Origin of the sequence: Piscinibacter gummiphilus, from assembly GCF_002116905.1 — a bacterium.
Taxonomy (GTDB): Bacteria; Pseudomonadota; Gammaproteobacteria; order Burkholderiales; family Burkholderiaceae_C; genus Rhizobacter; species Rhizobacter gummiphilus.
This window is the reverse complement of record NZ_CP015118.1, coordinates 5002157-5016279: the sequence shown is the minus strand read 5'-3', so window position 1 is coordinate 5016279 and position 14123 is coordinate 5002157. Positions and strand designations below refer to the sequence as shown.

At 72.3% G+C, this 14123-nt stretch carries 11 protein-coding genes; 4 read left to right on the top strand and 7 right to left on the bottom strand.

From position 1 onward, the window contains the following. The first annotated feature begins 57 nt into the window (after positions 1 to 57). The 4 genes from A4W93_RS22895 (at position 58) to A4W93_RS22880 (ending at position 3147) form a co-directional block, all read left to right on the top strand. Positions 58 to 519 (top strand): hypothetical protein, encoded by a 462-nt coding sequence (locus tag A4W93_RS22895; protein WP_085752808.1) that lies wholly within the window; start codon positions 58 to 60, stop codon positions 517 to 519. A gap of 228 nt (positions 520 to 747) precedes the next feature. Then, positions 748 to 1725, top strand: a complete 978-nt coding sequence (locus A4W93_RS22890) for a hypothetical protein (RefSeq protein WP_085752807.1) — start codon at positions 748 to 750, stop codon at positions 1723 to 1725. 215 nt (positions 1726 to 1940) lie between these two features. Further along, a complete protein-coding gene (locus tag A4W93_RS22885) occupies positions 1941 to 2423 on the top strand; it encodes a GreA/GreB family elongation factor (RefSeq protein WP_085752806.1) in 483 nt (160 codons plus the stop codon). 79 nt (positions 2424 to 2502) lie between these two features. After that, positions 2503 to 3147: a glutathione S-transferase family protein gene (locus tag A4W93_RS22880; protein WP_085752805.1), complete on the top strand. Its 645-nt coding sequence runs from the start codon at positions 2503 to 2505 to the stop codon at positions 3145 to 3147. On the opposite strand, the gene A4W93_RS22875 is transcribed toward A4W93_RS22880, so the two are convergent. The 7 genes from A4W93_RS22875 to cobN form a co-directional block, all read right to left on the bottom strand. Further along, entirely contained in the window at positions 3144 to 3752 is a 609-nt protein-coding gene (locus A4W93_RS22875; protein ID WP_085752804.1) for a mechanosensitive ion channel family protein, read from the bottom strand. The genes A4W93_RS22880 and A4W93_RS22875 overlap by 4 nt on opposite strands. A 67-nt stretch (positions 3753 to 3819) precedes the next feature. Beyond that, positions 3820 to 5931, bottom strand: a complete 2112-nt coding sequence (locus tag A4W93_RS22870) for a hybrid sensor histidine kinase/response regulator (protein WP_085752803.1) — start codon at positions 5929 to 5931, stop codon at positions 3820 to 3822. A 5-nt stretch (positions 5932 to 5936) separates the two neighbouring features. After that, positions 5937 to 7130: an ABC transporter substrate-binding protein gene (locus A4W93_RS22865; RefSeq protein WP_218919164.1), complete on the bottom strand. Its 1194-nt coding sequence runs from the start codon at positions 7128 to 7130 to the stop codon at positions 5937 to 5939. Further along, positions 7115 to 8662 carry a carboxylesterase/lipase family protein gene (locus tag A4W93_RS22860; protein WP_157782219.1) on the bottom strand — a complete coding sequence of 516 codons (1548 nt, stop codon included), beginning with the start codon at positions 8660 to 8662 and terminating at the stop codon, positions 7115 to 7117. Before A4W93_RS22860 ends, A4W93_RS22865 begins: the two co-directional genes overlap by 16 nt. A gap of 90 nt (positions 8663 to 8752) precedes the next feature. Next, positions 8753 to 9307, bottom strand: coding sequence for a vWA domain-containing protein (locus A4W93_RS22855; protein ID WP_085752801.1), 555 nt, complete (start codon positions 9305 to 9307; stop codon positions 8753 to 8755). Positions 9308 to 9369: 62 nt separating this feature from the next. Continuing rightward, a complete protein-coding gene (locus A4W93_RS22850) occupies positions 9370 to 10386 on the bottom strand; it encodes a magnesium chelatase ATPase subunit I (protein ID WP_085752800.1) in 1017 nt (338 codons plus the stop codon). Continuing rightward, complete coding sequence (gene cobN / locus A4W93_RS22845) at positions 10383 to 14120, bottom strand: cobaltochelatase subunit CobN (protein WP_085752799.1); 3738 nt, start codon at positions 14118 to 14120, stop codon at positions 10383 to 10385. Before cobN ends, A4W93_RS22850 begins: the two co-directional genes overlap by 4 nt. Positions 14121 to 14123 lie beyond the last annotated feature (3 nt).

Here is a 14123-nt window from a genome sequence, read left to right as displayed (position 1 = left end):
CCAAGGGCTTGTCGCAGCGGAAGCGTCATGCCCGGGGCGACACAATGAAATTCAGCCATGAGGTCTCTCGCCGTGCAGTTTGATCGTTCGAAGGTCAAGAACATAAATGAGTACGCGGCCGTGGCCGACGTTGGCACGCCGGGCTTCTTGAAATTGTCCCACGGCGCCCGCGAGTACGTGTGTTCGCTGGCTTGGGTCAAGCGGGTCCAGCAGATCTTCGTCGGCCGCGTCTTCGGCGACCGAGCGGCGGTGTTTCTCTACGAAACGGTCCCGGTGAAGCGGGGTGTGGATCGCTTTCACTGGATCGTGTGGGGCGACGTGCCGGCCGCTTACCTGGTGCTCGACGATGCCCCGGACCCGGACAGCGCCGTGGATGCCTACCTGTATGAGGTGCGGAACTGGATCGCCGCCGTGCGGGGGCAGGAGAGCCTGCCGGACGTGATGCCGATCGACTGGGCGAAGACACGTGAGGGTGCCGATCAGCTGGAGCAGTTGATCGAGGAAGTGTTCGGGCGGTGAGGCATGGGGAATTGCGCACGATCCGGAAGGACCGCTTCGTGCCTGAAGCCGACGACTGCTTGCCCAGTGGCATCGTCGCGTTGAACTGGAGACGCTGGTCGCGCACGCGCGGTTCCGCGACTGAAGCGCCGAGGGCCGGGCCGACGCGCTGACGTACAGTGCCTGCGGTCCGGGCGCCCGGCCGCCCGCCCCGATTCCCGCAGATCCCGACCCGAGAGAATTTCCACGATGATCGTTCCCGACCATTGGGCCGAAGCCCGTGTGCAGCATCGCGAGGGCCGGCGGCAGGTGACGGTGCGCCGCTTCGGCTGGTCCGAGACCACCGCGGCCGACGCGCAGGCGATGGCGGAACAGCGCGCGAACGACGCGTTGCGCCGCATCCTTTCCGGCGAGGCGGTGGACCGCCGCGAACGCAAGGCGGCCTACAACGGCGCCATCGGCGTGCCGATCCGCGAGGAGGTGCTGGCCCGCCACGGCGAGGAGGTCGTCACCCGCAACGGGTACGGGGCGCACTGTCTCAATTCGCCGCGGGCGTTGTTCGCGGACGTGGATTTCGACACGGCAACCGGTGGGCGTCCTGTCGCAGGGGTCGCGGCGGCCATCCTGCTGGTCGGCGGGCTGGCCAGTGCCGCGACGGGCCGATGGCTCTGGACCGCGGTGGCCGCCTTCGCGGCGCTCGCCCTGTCGCACCTGCTGGTGCAGCTTGCGCTGCGCGCATCGACGGCATCGCGCGGCGGGCCCGAGGTGGTGGCGCGGCGGAAGATCGACGCCTTCGTCGCGGCGCATCCGGCCTGGAGCCTGCGGCTGTATCGCACGCCGAACGGGCTGCGCCTGCTGGCGACCCACGCGACCTTCGACCCCACGTCGCCGGAGGTGGCAGCCTTTTTCGCGGCCGTGGGGGCCGACCCGCTCTACGTGCGCATGTGCCGGAACCAGCGCTGCTTCCGCGCACGCCTGACGGCCAAGCCCTGGCGCATCGGCATGCCGTCGCGCATGCGGCCGCGGCCCGGCATCTGGCCGGTGGCGGCCGAGCGGCGCGGGCTGCGCGAGGCCTGGATCGCGGCCTACGAGCCGAAGGCGGCGCAGCATGCCGCATGCCGTTTCATCGACACACTGGGCAGCGGGGTCGTGCACCTCGCGCTGCGCGATGTCGTCGCGCTGCACGATCGCGCGTCACGGGCGCAGGAGACACTGGTGCTCGGCTGAGGTCTCGTTGCCACGCGCTGCGCAGCGGAAGCGGATGTGGCAACCCCGCCCTGAAGCGCAGTTCAAGCAGGCTCCCCGCGCATGACCGCGCTGGGCATGGGCGCCGTGCAGATGATCATCTCCGTGGAGAAGGGTAAGCTCTTGCTCCTGCCTCAACCGGCTCCCTTCAGGCTCAAGACCTGCCCCCCGCGTGTTCGAGATGCCTGTCTTTCATCATGGATAAATTCTTGCTGCAGCAGCAGGTCCTGGAACGGCTCGCCGAAGACCTGCTGCAAGCCGAACAGGCCGCCCGGGTGGCCCATGAAATGGCGACTCACGAAGAGAACATCGCCGAAAACAAGTACGACACGTTGGGTCTCGAAGCGGCCTACCTGGCCACCGGCCAGGCCCGTCGTGCCGACGCCATCCGCCAGGCGATCGCCCACTGGCGCCAGTTCCGCCCGCTCCCCTACGACGCCAGCAAAGGCATTCAGCTCGGCGCGCTGGTCTGCCTGGTCGGTTCCGACGACAGGGAGCAACAGCTCTTTCTCGGCCCGGGTGGTGGCAGCATGAAGTTGACCAGCGGCACTCAGCTCGTTCAGGTCGTCAGCAGCGATGCTCCGTTGGGCAGGGCCATGCTGGGGAAATGCGAGGGTGATGCGGTGTCGATCGAGGTCGCCCCGGGCCGGCAGCAGTTCGAGGTGCTGTGGGTTCACTGAGCCGCCCCTGGCGGCAGGTCTGGATGTGACGCCGGGGATGGTGGACACTGGGCGCCGGTTGAACGACCCGGAGCCTTGCATGCCCATCCTCACCGCCTTCGAACGATCCCCCGACCGCGGCCGGGGCCTCGCGCGCGACATGCGCGTGCGCTGGGCCTTCGAGGAGGTGGGCCAGCCGTACGACGTGAGGCTCGTCTCGTTCCCCGAGATGAAGGCGCCCGCGCACCGCGCGCGCCATCCGTTCGGCCAGATCCCCACGTATGAGGACGGGGGCCTCGTGCTGTTCGAGTCGGGGGCGATCGTTCTCCACATCGCCGAACACCATCCGGGGCTGCTGCCGGCCGACGCGAACGCGCGGTCGCGGGCCATCGCATGGATGTTCGCGGCGCTCAGCACGGTCGAGCCGTCGATCGTCGAGCGCAGCATGGCGGTCCTGTTCGAACGCGACAAGCCGTGGCACGTCGAGCGGCTGGCGATGATCGAGGACCGGATCCGCGTGCGGCTGGGCGAACTGTCCCGCGCGCTCGGCGAGGCCGACTGGCTCGACGGGGCCTTCAGCGCCGGCGACCTGATGATGATCACCGTGCTGCGCCGGCTGGGTGGTTCAGGCCTCGTGGAGGCGTTCCCGAACGTCGCCGCCTACATCGCGCGGGGCGAGGCGCGGCCCGCGTACCAGCGGGCGTTCGCCGACCAGCTGGCGGTGTTCACGGCGAGCGGCTCCTAGTCGATCTTGCGCGGCTGAGCCATCGCCTCGGTGGCCGCCGCCCCATGCCAGCGCCGCAGCGCGCGCTGGAAGAACAGGCTGTTCGGCAGCTGCAGGCTCGTGCCGCTCTCCGCATCGCCGCTTTCGTGCAGCGTGGTGTAGACCGGGTTGATGTCCACCACCTGGCCCCTGAGCCCCGGCTTGTCGCCCGACTCCAGCAGCTCCACCACGTCGCCGATGCGGAACGCGCGGGTGACGTAGATCAGCAGCGCGCAGAAGAGGTTCGACAGCACGCTCCATGCGGCGAAGAAGGCGACGGCGCCGACGGTGGCGAAGCCGGTGAATGCGGTCCACAGCACGGCGCCGGAGACGCCCAGCCGTTCCAGGGCCCACAGCAGCGCGCCGAGGTAGACGATGACCCCCACGGTGCGCAGGAAGATCGACGTGAACCGCACGGGCAGCGAGTAGGCCGCCGTGAGGCGGCGCGTGAGGCGGCGGGCGACGCGCATCAGCAGCCAGGCGCCGACGACGATGAGCACCACCTCGATCGTGGGCACGAGGATGTCCAGCCACTCGGCCGCCCAGGCGGGCAGGCGCTGGTGGAGGGCTTGGGTCAGCTTGTTCATGGAAACGGGGCGATCGGAACCAGTCGAAAGGGCCGATGTTCGCAGACTCGGGCGTGCCCGTGTCGAATCACCCTCGCACGTCGGCCAGCAGGCCGTTCAGCACGTCGGGGTCCGCGGGTTTGACCAGGTGGTGGTCGAAGCCCGCGGCGGTCGAACGTTCGAGGTCCGCCGCCTGCCCGTACCCGCTGAGCGCGATCATCAGCGTGTGCGCGGTGGCCGGCCGCGCGCGCAGGCGGCGGGCGAGTTCGTTGCCGTCCATGCCGGGCAGGCCGATGTCGAGCACGAAGGCGTCGACGGCTTCGCGTGCGGCGAAGTCGAGGGCGCTCGGGCCGTCGTTGAAGATCTCCACCGAATGGCCTTCGAGGGCCAGGCAGTCGGACAGCGTGCGGGCCGCGTCGGCGTTGTCGTCGACGAGGACGATGCGCCTCGGGGGCACCGGCGCGGCGGGGATCGGGTGGGCGGGCTCGGCGGACGCCGGTGCGTTCAGACGCGGCAGGCGCACCGACAGCGTGGCGCCGCGGTCCGTGCCCGCGCTGTCGGCCCGCACCGAACCGCCGTGGAGTTCGACGAGGCTCTTGACCAGCGCGAGGCCGAGGCCCAGGCCGCCCTGGCCGCGGTCGACGCCCCGTGACCCCTGCGTGAAGAGGTCGAAGATCTCGGGCATCAGCTCGGGCGTGATGCCCATGCCGTTGTCGCTCACCTGCAGCAGCGCGTCGGTGCCGTCGGCGGCCACCCGCACGTCGATCCGGCCGCCGTTGGGCGTGTACTTGGCCGCATTGGTGAGCAGGTTGCCGAGCACCTGCACGAGCCGCGCGGTGTCACCGATGACCCGAACGGGTTCGACGGGCAGGAACGTCTTCAGCACGTGCCCGCGGGATTCGATCAGCGGCCGCGCCTGCTCCGTCGCCGCAGCCACCACCGATGCGAGGTCGAGCGGCGTGCGTTCGAGCGTGATCAGGCCGCGGGTCACGCGCGACACGTCGAGCAGGTCGTTGACGATCTTCGTCATCTGGCCGACCTGCCGCGTGATCACCTCGCTCGTGCGCTTCACGCGCGGGTCGCCGGGCGGCAGCTTCTCGAGCAGCTGCGCGCCCGCGCTGATGGGCGCGAGCGGGTTGCGCAGTTCGTGGCCCAGCATCGCGAGGAAGTCGTCCTTGCGGCGGTTGGCCGCCTGAAGTTCGGAGGTGAGCCTCGTCAGCTTGTCCTGTTCGCCGAGCAGCGCCACGCGCTGCTGGCTCAGCCGGTCCAGCATGCCGTTGATGGAGCGGGCGAGCGCATCGACCTCCGCGCTGCCGCCTTCGGGCGCCCGTCCCGTGCCGAGGTCGCCGTCGAGCAGCTGGGTGGAGAACGACTCGAGGCGCCGCAGGTCCTTCGTCAGCACGCGGGCGAGGTTGAGCCCGGCGATCACGACGATGGCCATCAGCGCGCCGCTCACGACCGCGATGTGGAAGTACGGCGGGTCCGGCGAGTCGGCCGCGATGCGGGCGCCCGCGCGGTCGCGCACACGGAAGGCGAGGTGGCGGAAGACGGGCGGCGAGGGCACGTCGGCCGTGACGTCCGGGCTGTCGCCTTCCAGCACGCGAGGCCCCCACATCAGCCGCGCGGTGGGGCCGGCGTCGAGGTCCGGCAGCTTCACCTTGTAGAGGACGGCGCCCTCGGGCGACGACGTGCGGGCGTACCGCATGGGCTCGAGCGCCACCAGTTCGTCGCCGTTGGGCGACGGGAAGATGGTGGCCACCGGGCGGGCCTGCTCGATGTTCTCGCGCAGCCAGGCAAGCTGGTCCGCGTTGAAGGAGCTGTTGTCGTTGCTCGCGATCTCGGTGCCGCGGTAGTCGGTGAAGCTCAGCTGCACCGGGATGCCGTTGACCTGGCGGATGCCGTTGAGGAACGGGCCGAGGTAGGTCTCGCGGCCCGCGCTGTCGACCAGGCCCGTGGCGAGGATGGTGCTGGCCGCGATCTCGGCCATGCGGGTGGAAATCGCCCGCAGGTCGTTGCCGACGGCCGCGGCCTGGTGCTGGCGTTCACCGTTCGCGAGCTGGATCACGGCCTCGTGGTGCTGCTGGCGGATCAGCCACCACGACGCGAGCGACGTCATCACGAGCGCGGCCGCCGCGAGGCCCGCGGTGGCCAGGGCGTACCGGCGGACCAGGCTCGAAGGCAGCCAGCTGGCCGTGCGCATCGGTGTCAGCGTTCGGCCGGCACGAGGACGCCGTCGTCGCGGTAGCGGGCCATCAGCAGCTGCGCCGTGCCGAGGGCCTCGTGCCGAGTCGGCGTGAACGGCGGGGCGTAGCGGCGGACGAGTCCGTCGTGGAACTTCACGCGCTCCAGCGCATCGCGTACCGCCGGCCGGTCGGTGGTGCCGGCGAGGTCGATGGCCTTCGCGAGGATGTGGGTCATGTCGTACGCGTGGGCGGTGCCGACGGGACTTTCGATGTCCTCGATGCGCTGGATGCGGTGGGCCTTCGCCGAGGCGAGGAACGTCGCGAGCTGGGCGGGTGGCGCGCGGAAGAAGCTGAAGGTCTGCACGACGCTGAAGTCGACCTGGGGCAGGGCGTCGCCCGCTCCGCTGAAGAAACGGCCGCCGGTGATGCCCCAGTGGCTCAGCACCGGCACGCGCTGCGTGGGTTCGAGCCGGGCCATCTCGCGCACGAGCGTGGCGGCCTCGTCGTCGTTCGCGACGAGCAGGATGGCCTGGGCGCCGAGGCGCACGAGGCGCAGGTAGGGCTCGACGAGCGACTTCTCCTGCCAGTTGTACCAGGCCGTCCCCACCACCTTCGGCAGCTTCGACGTGGCCTCGTACTTCTGCACGGCGGCGAGGTTGCTGCGGCCCCAGGCGGTGTTGGTCAGCAGCAGGCCCACGCGCAACACGCCGCGCGCCTTCGCGCGGGTCATCATGAACGGCATCGCCAGGCTGTCGCGCAGCGACAGGCGGAAGGCGTAGTTGGGCGTGCTGCCGTTGTCGACGATCGCGTCCGCCGCGGACCACACCGCGAGGAACGGCACCTTCGCGGCCTTCAGCGCGGGCAGTTGCTCGATCACGACAGGGCTGAATCGCCCGCCGAACAACGCGACGAGGTCGGGCATCGCGGCGAACTCGGCGATGTTCTGGATGCCGCGCGCGGGGATGGAGCGGTGGTCGCGCGTGACGATGGACAGCGGCCGGCCACCCAGCACGCCGCCGCGTGCGTTGACCTGGTCCACCGCGATGCGCACGCCCAGCTCGATGGCCTGTGCCGACGTGCTGTTCTGCAGCCCGAACTCGCCGTCGATGCCCAGCAGCACGGGCGGCCCGCCGGCGGCGAGGGTGGGCAGCGGGGCCGCGAGCAGCGAGGCCTGGAACGCGCGGCGGCCGAGGTCCGGGGTCAGAGGTGCGGCCATGGCAGTGTCACCGTGTCCCAGAACGCGCACTGCGCCGGGTCGTCGGACCGGACGTCGGGCGTGGGCGTCACCCACAGCCAGGTGTCTCCGGGGAAGGCGGCGGGCCAGGCGGTGGTGGCGCCATCGCGGGCGACGCCGGTCCAGTGGGACACGAGCAGTCGCTGCACGGCGAGGTCGTCGGCAGTGGGGCGGTACGTGCCGGCCCAGCCGAAGAAGAACGGGTGCTCGATGGTGTGCACGGCGCCGAGCGCACGCTGCTCTGGGTCGTTCTCGAGGCGGTGGTCGAACAGGTAGCGGTACACCGGTTCGCGCTGCACGGCAGCCAGCGTGCGGGCCACTCGGCGGGCCTGGCACGTGAAGAGGCCGTCGGTGGTCAGGCGCACGAGGGCGTCGCGTGGCGTGGCGTGGGCCGACGCGGGGTAGGTGGCGAGGACGCGGTCGCCGTCCGCGCCGAACAGCTTGCGCACCGCGGCGGCGTATGCGGCGGCGTCGGGCACGGGGCCGGCCGAACCCACGAACTGCATCGTCTCCAGTGTCGAGTTGCCGACGATCACCGGCATGTGGGCATGGGCGCCGCGGCGGATCACGGCGAGGGGCTGTTCGGGGAACACGCGGCCGTCGACGTTCGGGCCGTAGAGGCGCGGCGACAGGCCGAAGGTGCCGGGCAGCGCCTTCACGACCTCGGCGGTGGTCTTGGAGCGCAGGCAGGCTTCGTCGGTGCAGCCGAGCGCCTGGGCGACCCGCTGCCCGCTGCCGGCGCGCAGGTCGGCGGCGGTGGCGATCTCGCAGCCGGTGGGCACGCTCGACTGCATCGAGACGCCATGGAACAGGCCGCGTGCCGCGGGGGCCGTCATCAGCGCGCAGAGGTTGCCGCCGCCGGCCGACGTGCCGAACAGGAACACGCGCTTCGGATCACCGCCGAACGCCGCGATGTTCCGTTGCAGCCACTGCAGCATCGCGATCTGGTCGAGGCTGCCGTAGTTGCCGGCGAGCGTGTCGGTGGTGAGGAAGCCGAGGGCGCCCAGCCGGTAGTTGAAGCTCACGAACACCGCGCCCTCGGGCGCGAGGCGGGAGCCGTCGTACTTCACGCCGCCGAACACACCGGCCCCCTGGCCGGAGAAGCCGTGGTTGCCGCCGCCGGTGAAGAACACCATCACGGGCAGCGGCTTGGCCGGTGCCGGGCGCGGGGCCCAGACGTTGACGGTGAGGCAGTCCTCGTCGCCCACGACGTCGGGGCCGGCGAGCTGCGGGCAGACGTTGCCGAAGCGGGTGCCGTCGCGGGTGCCGGACCATGGCGCGGCCTTGGCGGGCGGCTGCCACCGTTTCGGGCCCACCGGCGGCGCGGCGTACGGGATGCCGCGCACCGCGAGCAGTCCGCCTTCCAGCGAACCCCGCACCGGCCCCTCGGCCGTGCAGACCACGGCCGGGTCACCGCCCGCGCACGGCGGGGGCGGCTCGATCGACGAACAGGCCACGGCCATCGCCAGCAAGGCGATCGTGGCGACTCCGGTTGCGATGGTCTTGAAGGCCATTCGAATGCGCTCCCCTGGGGTCGTGTGAACGTCATGCATTATGGGCACGAATTCCGTGGCGATGATGAAGTCGTCGCCCCGGTGCTCCGGTCATCCGAAGTCGGCCGCCGCCAGGTATCCGGCGCCCCAGCGCGCCGCCAGCGCCGCGTTGCGGCCCAGGTTCACGCGGCCGCCTTCGAGGTCGACGATCCGCACGTGGTCCGCCGCGTGCGGGCGTCCGGGTTCCTGCGCGCTGCGGCCGTCGGTCAGCAGCCACAGCCAGCGGACCTGGTGCGGGTGCCGGCGGGCGGCGCGCGTGAGCAGCGCGTCCGCGTCGGCGAGGCCGCGCGCGAGCGACGTGCCACCGCCGCCGCCGAGCGTGGCGAAGCGGACACCGCTGCGCGGGCGCGCGCGGCCGGGTGGCACGTGCACCAGGGTGTGCCCGCCCGAGAACGACAGCACCGCGACTTCGTCGCGCCGCCGCCAGGCCGCGTCCGCGAGTGCGGCGGCGATGCCCTTGGCCTTCGCGAGCCGCCCGCCACCCACCATCGAGCCGGAGGCGTCGATCACGATGCAGTGCAGCGCCGGTGCGCCCGCGACGAGGTCACGCTGGCGAAGGTGGCGGCGGTCGAGCGGTGAGCCGCCCCGCGCGGCGAGGGTCCGCACCCAGTCGATGCCGCCATCGCGCCGCCGCAGGCCCGAGCGGCTCGCGCGGGCCTGCGGGGCGCTCAGGCTTTTTTTGCGGTGGGCGCTCCGGCCAGCGGACGCAGCGGCTTGACGGGGGTCAGGCCCACGGGCTCGGGCGGCATCTCGCCCCACGGGGTGTCGTCGGCCGCAGGCCGTGGCACCGCCGCTTCGGACGAGGGCGGTGGCGCGGCGGCCACGTCGGGATGCCGGCGGTGCCGCAGGACCAGTTCGGCGACCTGGTCCACGTGGGCTGGCGACACCGACGGCGCCTCCTCCCAGGCGGCCAGTGCCCGTGCCGCCCGCAGCAGCACGAGGTCCGCCCGCAGGCCGTCCACGCGTGCCGCGAGGCACAGGCCGGTCGCGTGTGCGAAGACCGCGTCGCCGCTGTCGAGCCGCGGGGCCCGTTCGCGGGCGCGGGCGAGCCGCTCCGTGAGGTCGCGCCGGGCCGCGTCGTGCCGCGCGCGGAACGCCACCGGGTCGGTGTCGAACGCGAGCCGGTCGCGCACCGCGGCCTCGCGCACGGCCGGGTCGGTGAGGTTGTCGAGGACCACGTCGAGCCCGAACCGGTCGAGCAGTTGCGGCCGCAGCGCACCTTCCTCCGGGTTCATCGTGCCGATGAGCGCGAAGCGGGCCGCGTGCGCCTGCGAGACACCGTCGCGCTCCACCACGTGCAGGCCGCTCGCCGCGGCGTCGAGCAGTGCGTCGACGAGCAGGTCGGGCAGCAGGTTGACCTCGTCGACGTACAGCACGCCGCCGTTGGCCCGCGCGAGCAGGCCCGGCCGGAAGCGCACGGCATGGCCGGCGAGGGCCTCGTCCAGGTCCAGCGTGCCCACGAGGTGCTCGAGGCTCGCGCCGAGTGGCAGCGGCACGAAGGCCGAGCCGGGCAGCAGTTCGGCGAGCGCGCGTGCGGCGGTGGACTTGGCCGTGCCGCGCGGTCCCTCGACGAGCACCCCGCCGATGCCCGGGTCGATCGCGACGAGCAGCAGCGCGAGCCGCAGCGCGGGCTGGCCGGCCAGTGCGGAGAACGGGAACACCGGCGGCAGGGGCGCGGGGGTCATGAGGAGGGTCCTTCCTGGTCGTTGTCGTGGGCGAGCCGCAGCGATTCGATCGCCTCGCGGTGCGCGCCGGGGTGTTGCCACAGGCCGCGCTGCATGGCTTCGAGCAGGCGGTCGAGGATGTCGCCGAGCGCGCGCGGGTTGTGGCGTTGCAGGAACGCGCGGTTCGCCGCGTCGATCACGTAGGCGTCGGCCACCATCGCGTACTGGTGGTCGCCCACCACGCGCGTGGTGGCGTCGAAGCCGAAGAGGTAGTCGACGGTGGCGGCCATCTCGAACGCGCCCTTGTAGCCGTGGCGTCGGGCGCCGGCGATCCACTTGGGGTTGACGACGCGGGCGCGCACGACCCGCGACACCTCTTCCTTCAAGGACCGCACGCGCGGCGCGCGCGGGTTCGCATGGTCGCCGTGGTACAGGGCCGGCTGCGCACCCGCCAGGTGGCGCACGGCCGCGGCCATGCCACCCTGGAACTGGTAGTAGTCGTTCGAGTCGAGCAGGTCGTGTTCGCGGCTGTCCTGGTTCTGGGCCACGGCGTCGATGTCGCGCAGGCGCCGCCGCAGCGCGTCGGCCGCGGGCACGCCGTCGCCCGTCGGGCCGTAGGCGTGCGCGCTCCAGCCCACATAGGCTTCGGCGAGGTCGCCGTCGGTCTGCCAGCGTCCGTGGTCGAACAGGGGCTGCAGGCCCGAACCGTAGTGGCCCGGCGGGGAGCCGAACACGCGCCAGTCCGCGGCCTCGGGCGCCCGGCCCGCGGCGGCGAGGGCCGCGCGTTCGGCCACGATGCGAGCGCGCAGCGGGTTCTGGTCCGCGTCCTCGTCTTCCTGCGCGGCCACGGCCAGCACGGCCGCATGGAACATCTGCACGGCGTTCGGGAAGGCGTCGCGGAAGAAGCCCGAGATGCGCAGCACGACGTCGATGCGCGGGCGCCCGAGCACGGCGACGGGCAGCACCTCGAAGTCGGTCACGCGGTGGCTGCCCGGGGCCCACTTCGGGCGCACGCCGAGCAGCGCGAAGGCCTGCGCGAGGTCGTCGCCGCCGGTGCGCATGGTGGCCGTGCCCCACACCGACAGGCCCACGGCGCGTGGATGGTCGCCGTGGTCCTGCAGGTGGCGTTCGAGCAGCAGCGCGGCCGACTTCACGCCGAGGTCGTACGCGGTGCGGGTGGGAATGGCGCGGGTGTCGACGCCGTAGAAGTTGCGGCCGGTGGGCAGCACGTCGGGCCGGCCGCGCGACGGGGAACCGCTCGGGCCCGGCGGCACGAAACGCCCTGCGAGGCCGCGCATCAGCTGGGCCAGTTCCTCGGCCCCGCACGCGTCGAGGTCGGGGGCGATGCGACGCGCGATGCGGTCCAGTACCGCGCGGGTGTGCGGCAGGCCGTCGGCGGGTTCGCCGTCGAGCAGGCGCAGCGCGAGGTCTTCGAGCCGCTCGCGCGTGTCGCCGTGGTGGCGCCACGGCCCCTCGCCCGCGAGCCGTGCCGGCCGGTCGCCGGTCCACGGCGTGGCGGGGTTGATGTCGAGCGGGTCGAACCCCTCGCCGGGCAGCAGGTCGGCCGACAGGGCCTGGGTCAACCCGCGCCGCTCGCCCTGGCCGTCGCCCACCGGGTAACGGGCCATCGCGAGGAGCGTGTCGCGGCGCTGCCGGCCCGCGGGCGATGTGCCGAACACGTGCAGGCCGTCCCGGATCTGCGTCTCCTTCAGTTCGCACAGGTACGCGTCGACGCGGGCCAGCAGCGTGTCGTCGTCGGCCGCAGGCGCCGCGAGTTCCTCGTGCAGCCGGTGCTCGCGAACGAGGGCGACGATCTGCGCGCGCAGCACCGCGGCGCGACGCGGGTCGACGAGCAGCGCGTCGTAGTACTCGTCGACCTGGCGTTCGAGGTCCTGCAACGGGCCGTGGCTCTCGGCGCGGGTGAGCGGCGGCATCAGGTGGTCGACGATCACGGCCTGCGTGCGCCGCTTGGCCTGCGCACCTTCGCCGGGGTCGTTCACGATGAAGGGGTACAGGTGCGGCATCGGGCCGAGCACCGCGTCGGGCCAGCATGACTGGGACAGCGCGAGGCTCTTGCCGGGCAGCCATTCGAGGTTGCCGTGTTTGCCCACGTGCACCACCGCATCCACCGCGAAGGTGTCGCGCAGCCAGAAGTAGAAGGCGAGGTAGCCGTGCGGGGGCACCAGGTCGGCGTCGTGGTAGCTCGCGTACGAGTCCAGGCCGGGTGAACGTGCCGGCTGGATGCCGACGAACACGTTGCCGCAGCGCAGGCCCGCCACCATGAAGCGGCCGCGGCGCACCATCGGATCCTGTTCCGGTGGGCCCCAGCGTGCGTCGATGGCGTCGGCGAGACCGGCGGGCAGGGCGGCGAGGCGCCTGCGGTAGCCGGCCATCGGCAGGCTCTGCCAGGCGGGGCGCCGGTCCCACATCGCCGGGTCGTTCGCGATGCCTTGCTGCAGCGTGGCCATCAGTGTGTCGCCGTCCTCGGGCAGATCGTGCACGGCGTACCCGTCCGCGGCCAGCCGCCGCAGGATGTTCACGACCGATGCGGGTGTGTCGAGCCCCACGCCGCTGCCGATGCGGCCCTCGCTGCCGGGGTAGTTCGCCAGCACGAGCGCGAGGCGCTTCTGCGCTGCGGGCCGCGAGCGCAGACGGCACCAGCGCTGCGCGAGGTCGGCCACGAAGGCCACGCGTTCGGCATCGGGCTGGTAGCCGGCGATGTCGGTCTGCGTGAGTTCACAGCGCCATGCGAGGCCCTTGAAGCTGATGGCCCGCGTGACGATGCGGCCGTCGACCTCGGGCAGGGCCACCTGCATCGCGATGTCGCGCGGGCGCAGGCCTTGCGGGTCGGCGAGCCAGTCGTCGCGCGCGGCGCCGCTCACGATCACCTGCAGCACCGGGGCGTCGCCTGCCAGCGGCTCGGCGGCGGCGTCGGCGAGTGCGGCGAAGGCCGTCGTGTTCATCACGAGCGACACCGCGTGGTCGGCGCACAGCTGGCGCAGCGTGGCGATGCACACCGGGTCCTTCAGCGAATCGAGCGCGATGGGCAACGGGTTCAGGCCGCGCTCGCGCAGGGCGCCGGCCAGCGCATCGAACGCCGCGACGTTGCCCGACTGCAGGTGCGAGCGGTAGAAGACGATCGCGACGACCGGCGCGCCGGCGGTCCAGCCCGCGGTGATGTCGCCGACGGTCGAGAGGCCCGTGCGGCCCGGCACATGCACGGCCACCTGCGGCACCGGGCGCGGCGGTTCGGGCGCGGGGCCTTGCCCGAGGCCGTGGAAGGCCAGGCTCCTCAGGAACTGCGTGGCGTTCGCCGGCCCGCCGGCGCGCAGGTAGTGCCACAGCGTGCGGCACCAGTCGATGGGGGCCGTGCCCTTGCGCAGCAGGTTCGGATCCTCCTGCAGGTCGCCCGAGAACATCGCGAGGCGCTGGCCGCGGGCGCGCGCCAGTTCACCGAGCCGCCGGATGCCGTAGGGCCAGGCCGACTCGGCGCCGAGGTGGTCGACCACCACGACCCGCGCGTGCCGCAGCACCTCGTCGATGTAGAGGTCGAGCGACGCGGGCTGTTTCAGGAACATCACGTTCGCGAGCCGAAGCGACGGCGGCGCGGGTTCGCGCGCCTGCGCCGCGGCGAGCAGCGCGAGCGTGGTGTCGGCGGAGCTGAGCACCACGATGTCGGCCGGGGTCTGGCCGAGGCGCACGACGGCGCCCTCGTCCTCGACGAATCCGCCCGGCCGGGTGTTCAGCAGGTGCATGTG

What these genes read in the sequence shown, in the direction of transcription:
- A4W93_RS22895 (WP_085752808.1), top strand. Translation starts at nt 58, where the DNA reads ATGAGGTCTCTCGCCGTGCAGTTTGATCGTTCGAAGGTCAAGAACATA.
- A4W93_RS22890 (WP_085752807.1), top strand. Translation starts at nt 748, where the DNA reads ATGATCGTTCCCGACCATTGGGCCGAAGCCCGTGTGCAGCATCGCGAG.
- A4W93_RS22885 (WP_085752806.1), top strand. Translation starts at nt 1,941, where the DNA reads ATGGATAAATTCTTGCTGCAGCAGCAGGTCCTGGAACGGCTCGCCGAA.
- A4W93_RS22880 (WP_085752805.1), top strand. Translation starts at nt 2,503, where the DNA reads ATGCCCATCCTCACCGCCTTCGAACGATCCCCCGACCGCGGCCGGGGC.
- A4W93_RS22875 (WP_085752804.1), bottom strand. Translation starts at nt 3,752, where the DNA reads ATGAACAAGCTGACCCAAGCCCTCCACCAGCGCCTGCCCGCCTGGGCG.
- A4W93_RS22870 (WP_085752803.1), bottom strand. Translation starts at nt 5,931, where the DNA reads ATGCGCACGGCCAGCTGGCTGCCTTCGAGCCTGGTCCGCCGGTACGCC.
- A4W93_RS22865 (WP_218919164.1), bottom strand. Translation starts at nt 7,130, where the DNA reads ATGGCCGCACCTCTGACCCCGGACCTCGGCCGCCGCGCGTTCCAGGCC.
- A4W93_RS22860 (WP_157782219.1), bottom strand. Translation starts at nt 8,662, where the DNA reads ATGGCCTTCAAGACCATCGCAACCGGAGTCGCCACGATCGCCTTGCTG.
- A4W93_RS22850 (WP_085752800.1), bottom strand. Translation starts at nt 10,386, where the DNA reads ATGACCCCCGCGCCCCTGCCGCCGGTGTTCCCGTTCTCCGCACTGGCC.
- cobN (WP_085752799.1), bottom strand. Translation starts at nt 14,120, where the DNA reads ATGCACCTGCTGAACACCCGGCCGGGCGGATTCGTCGAGGACGAGGGC.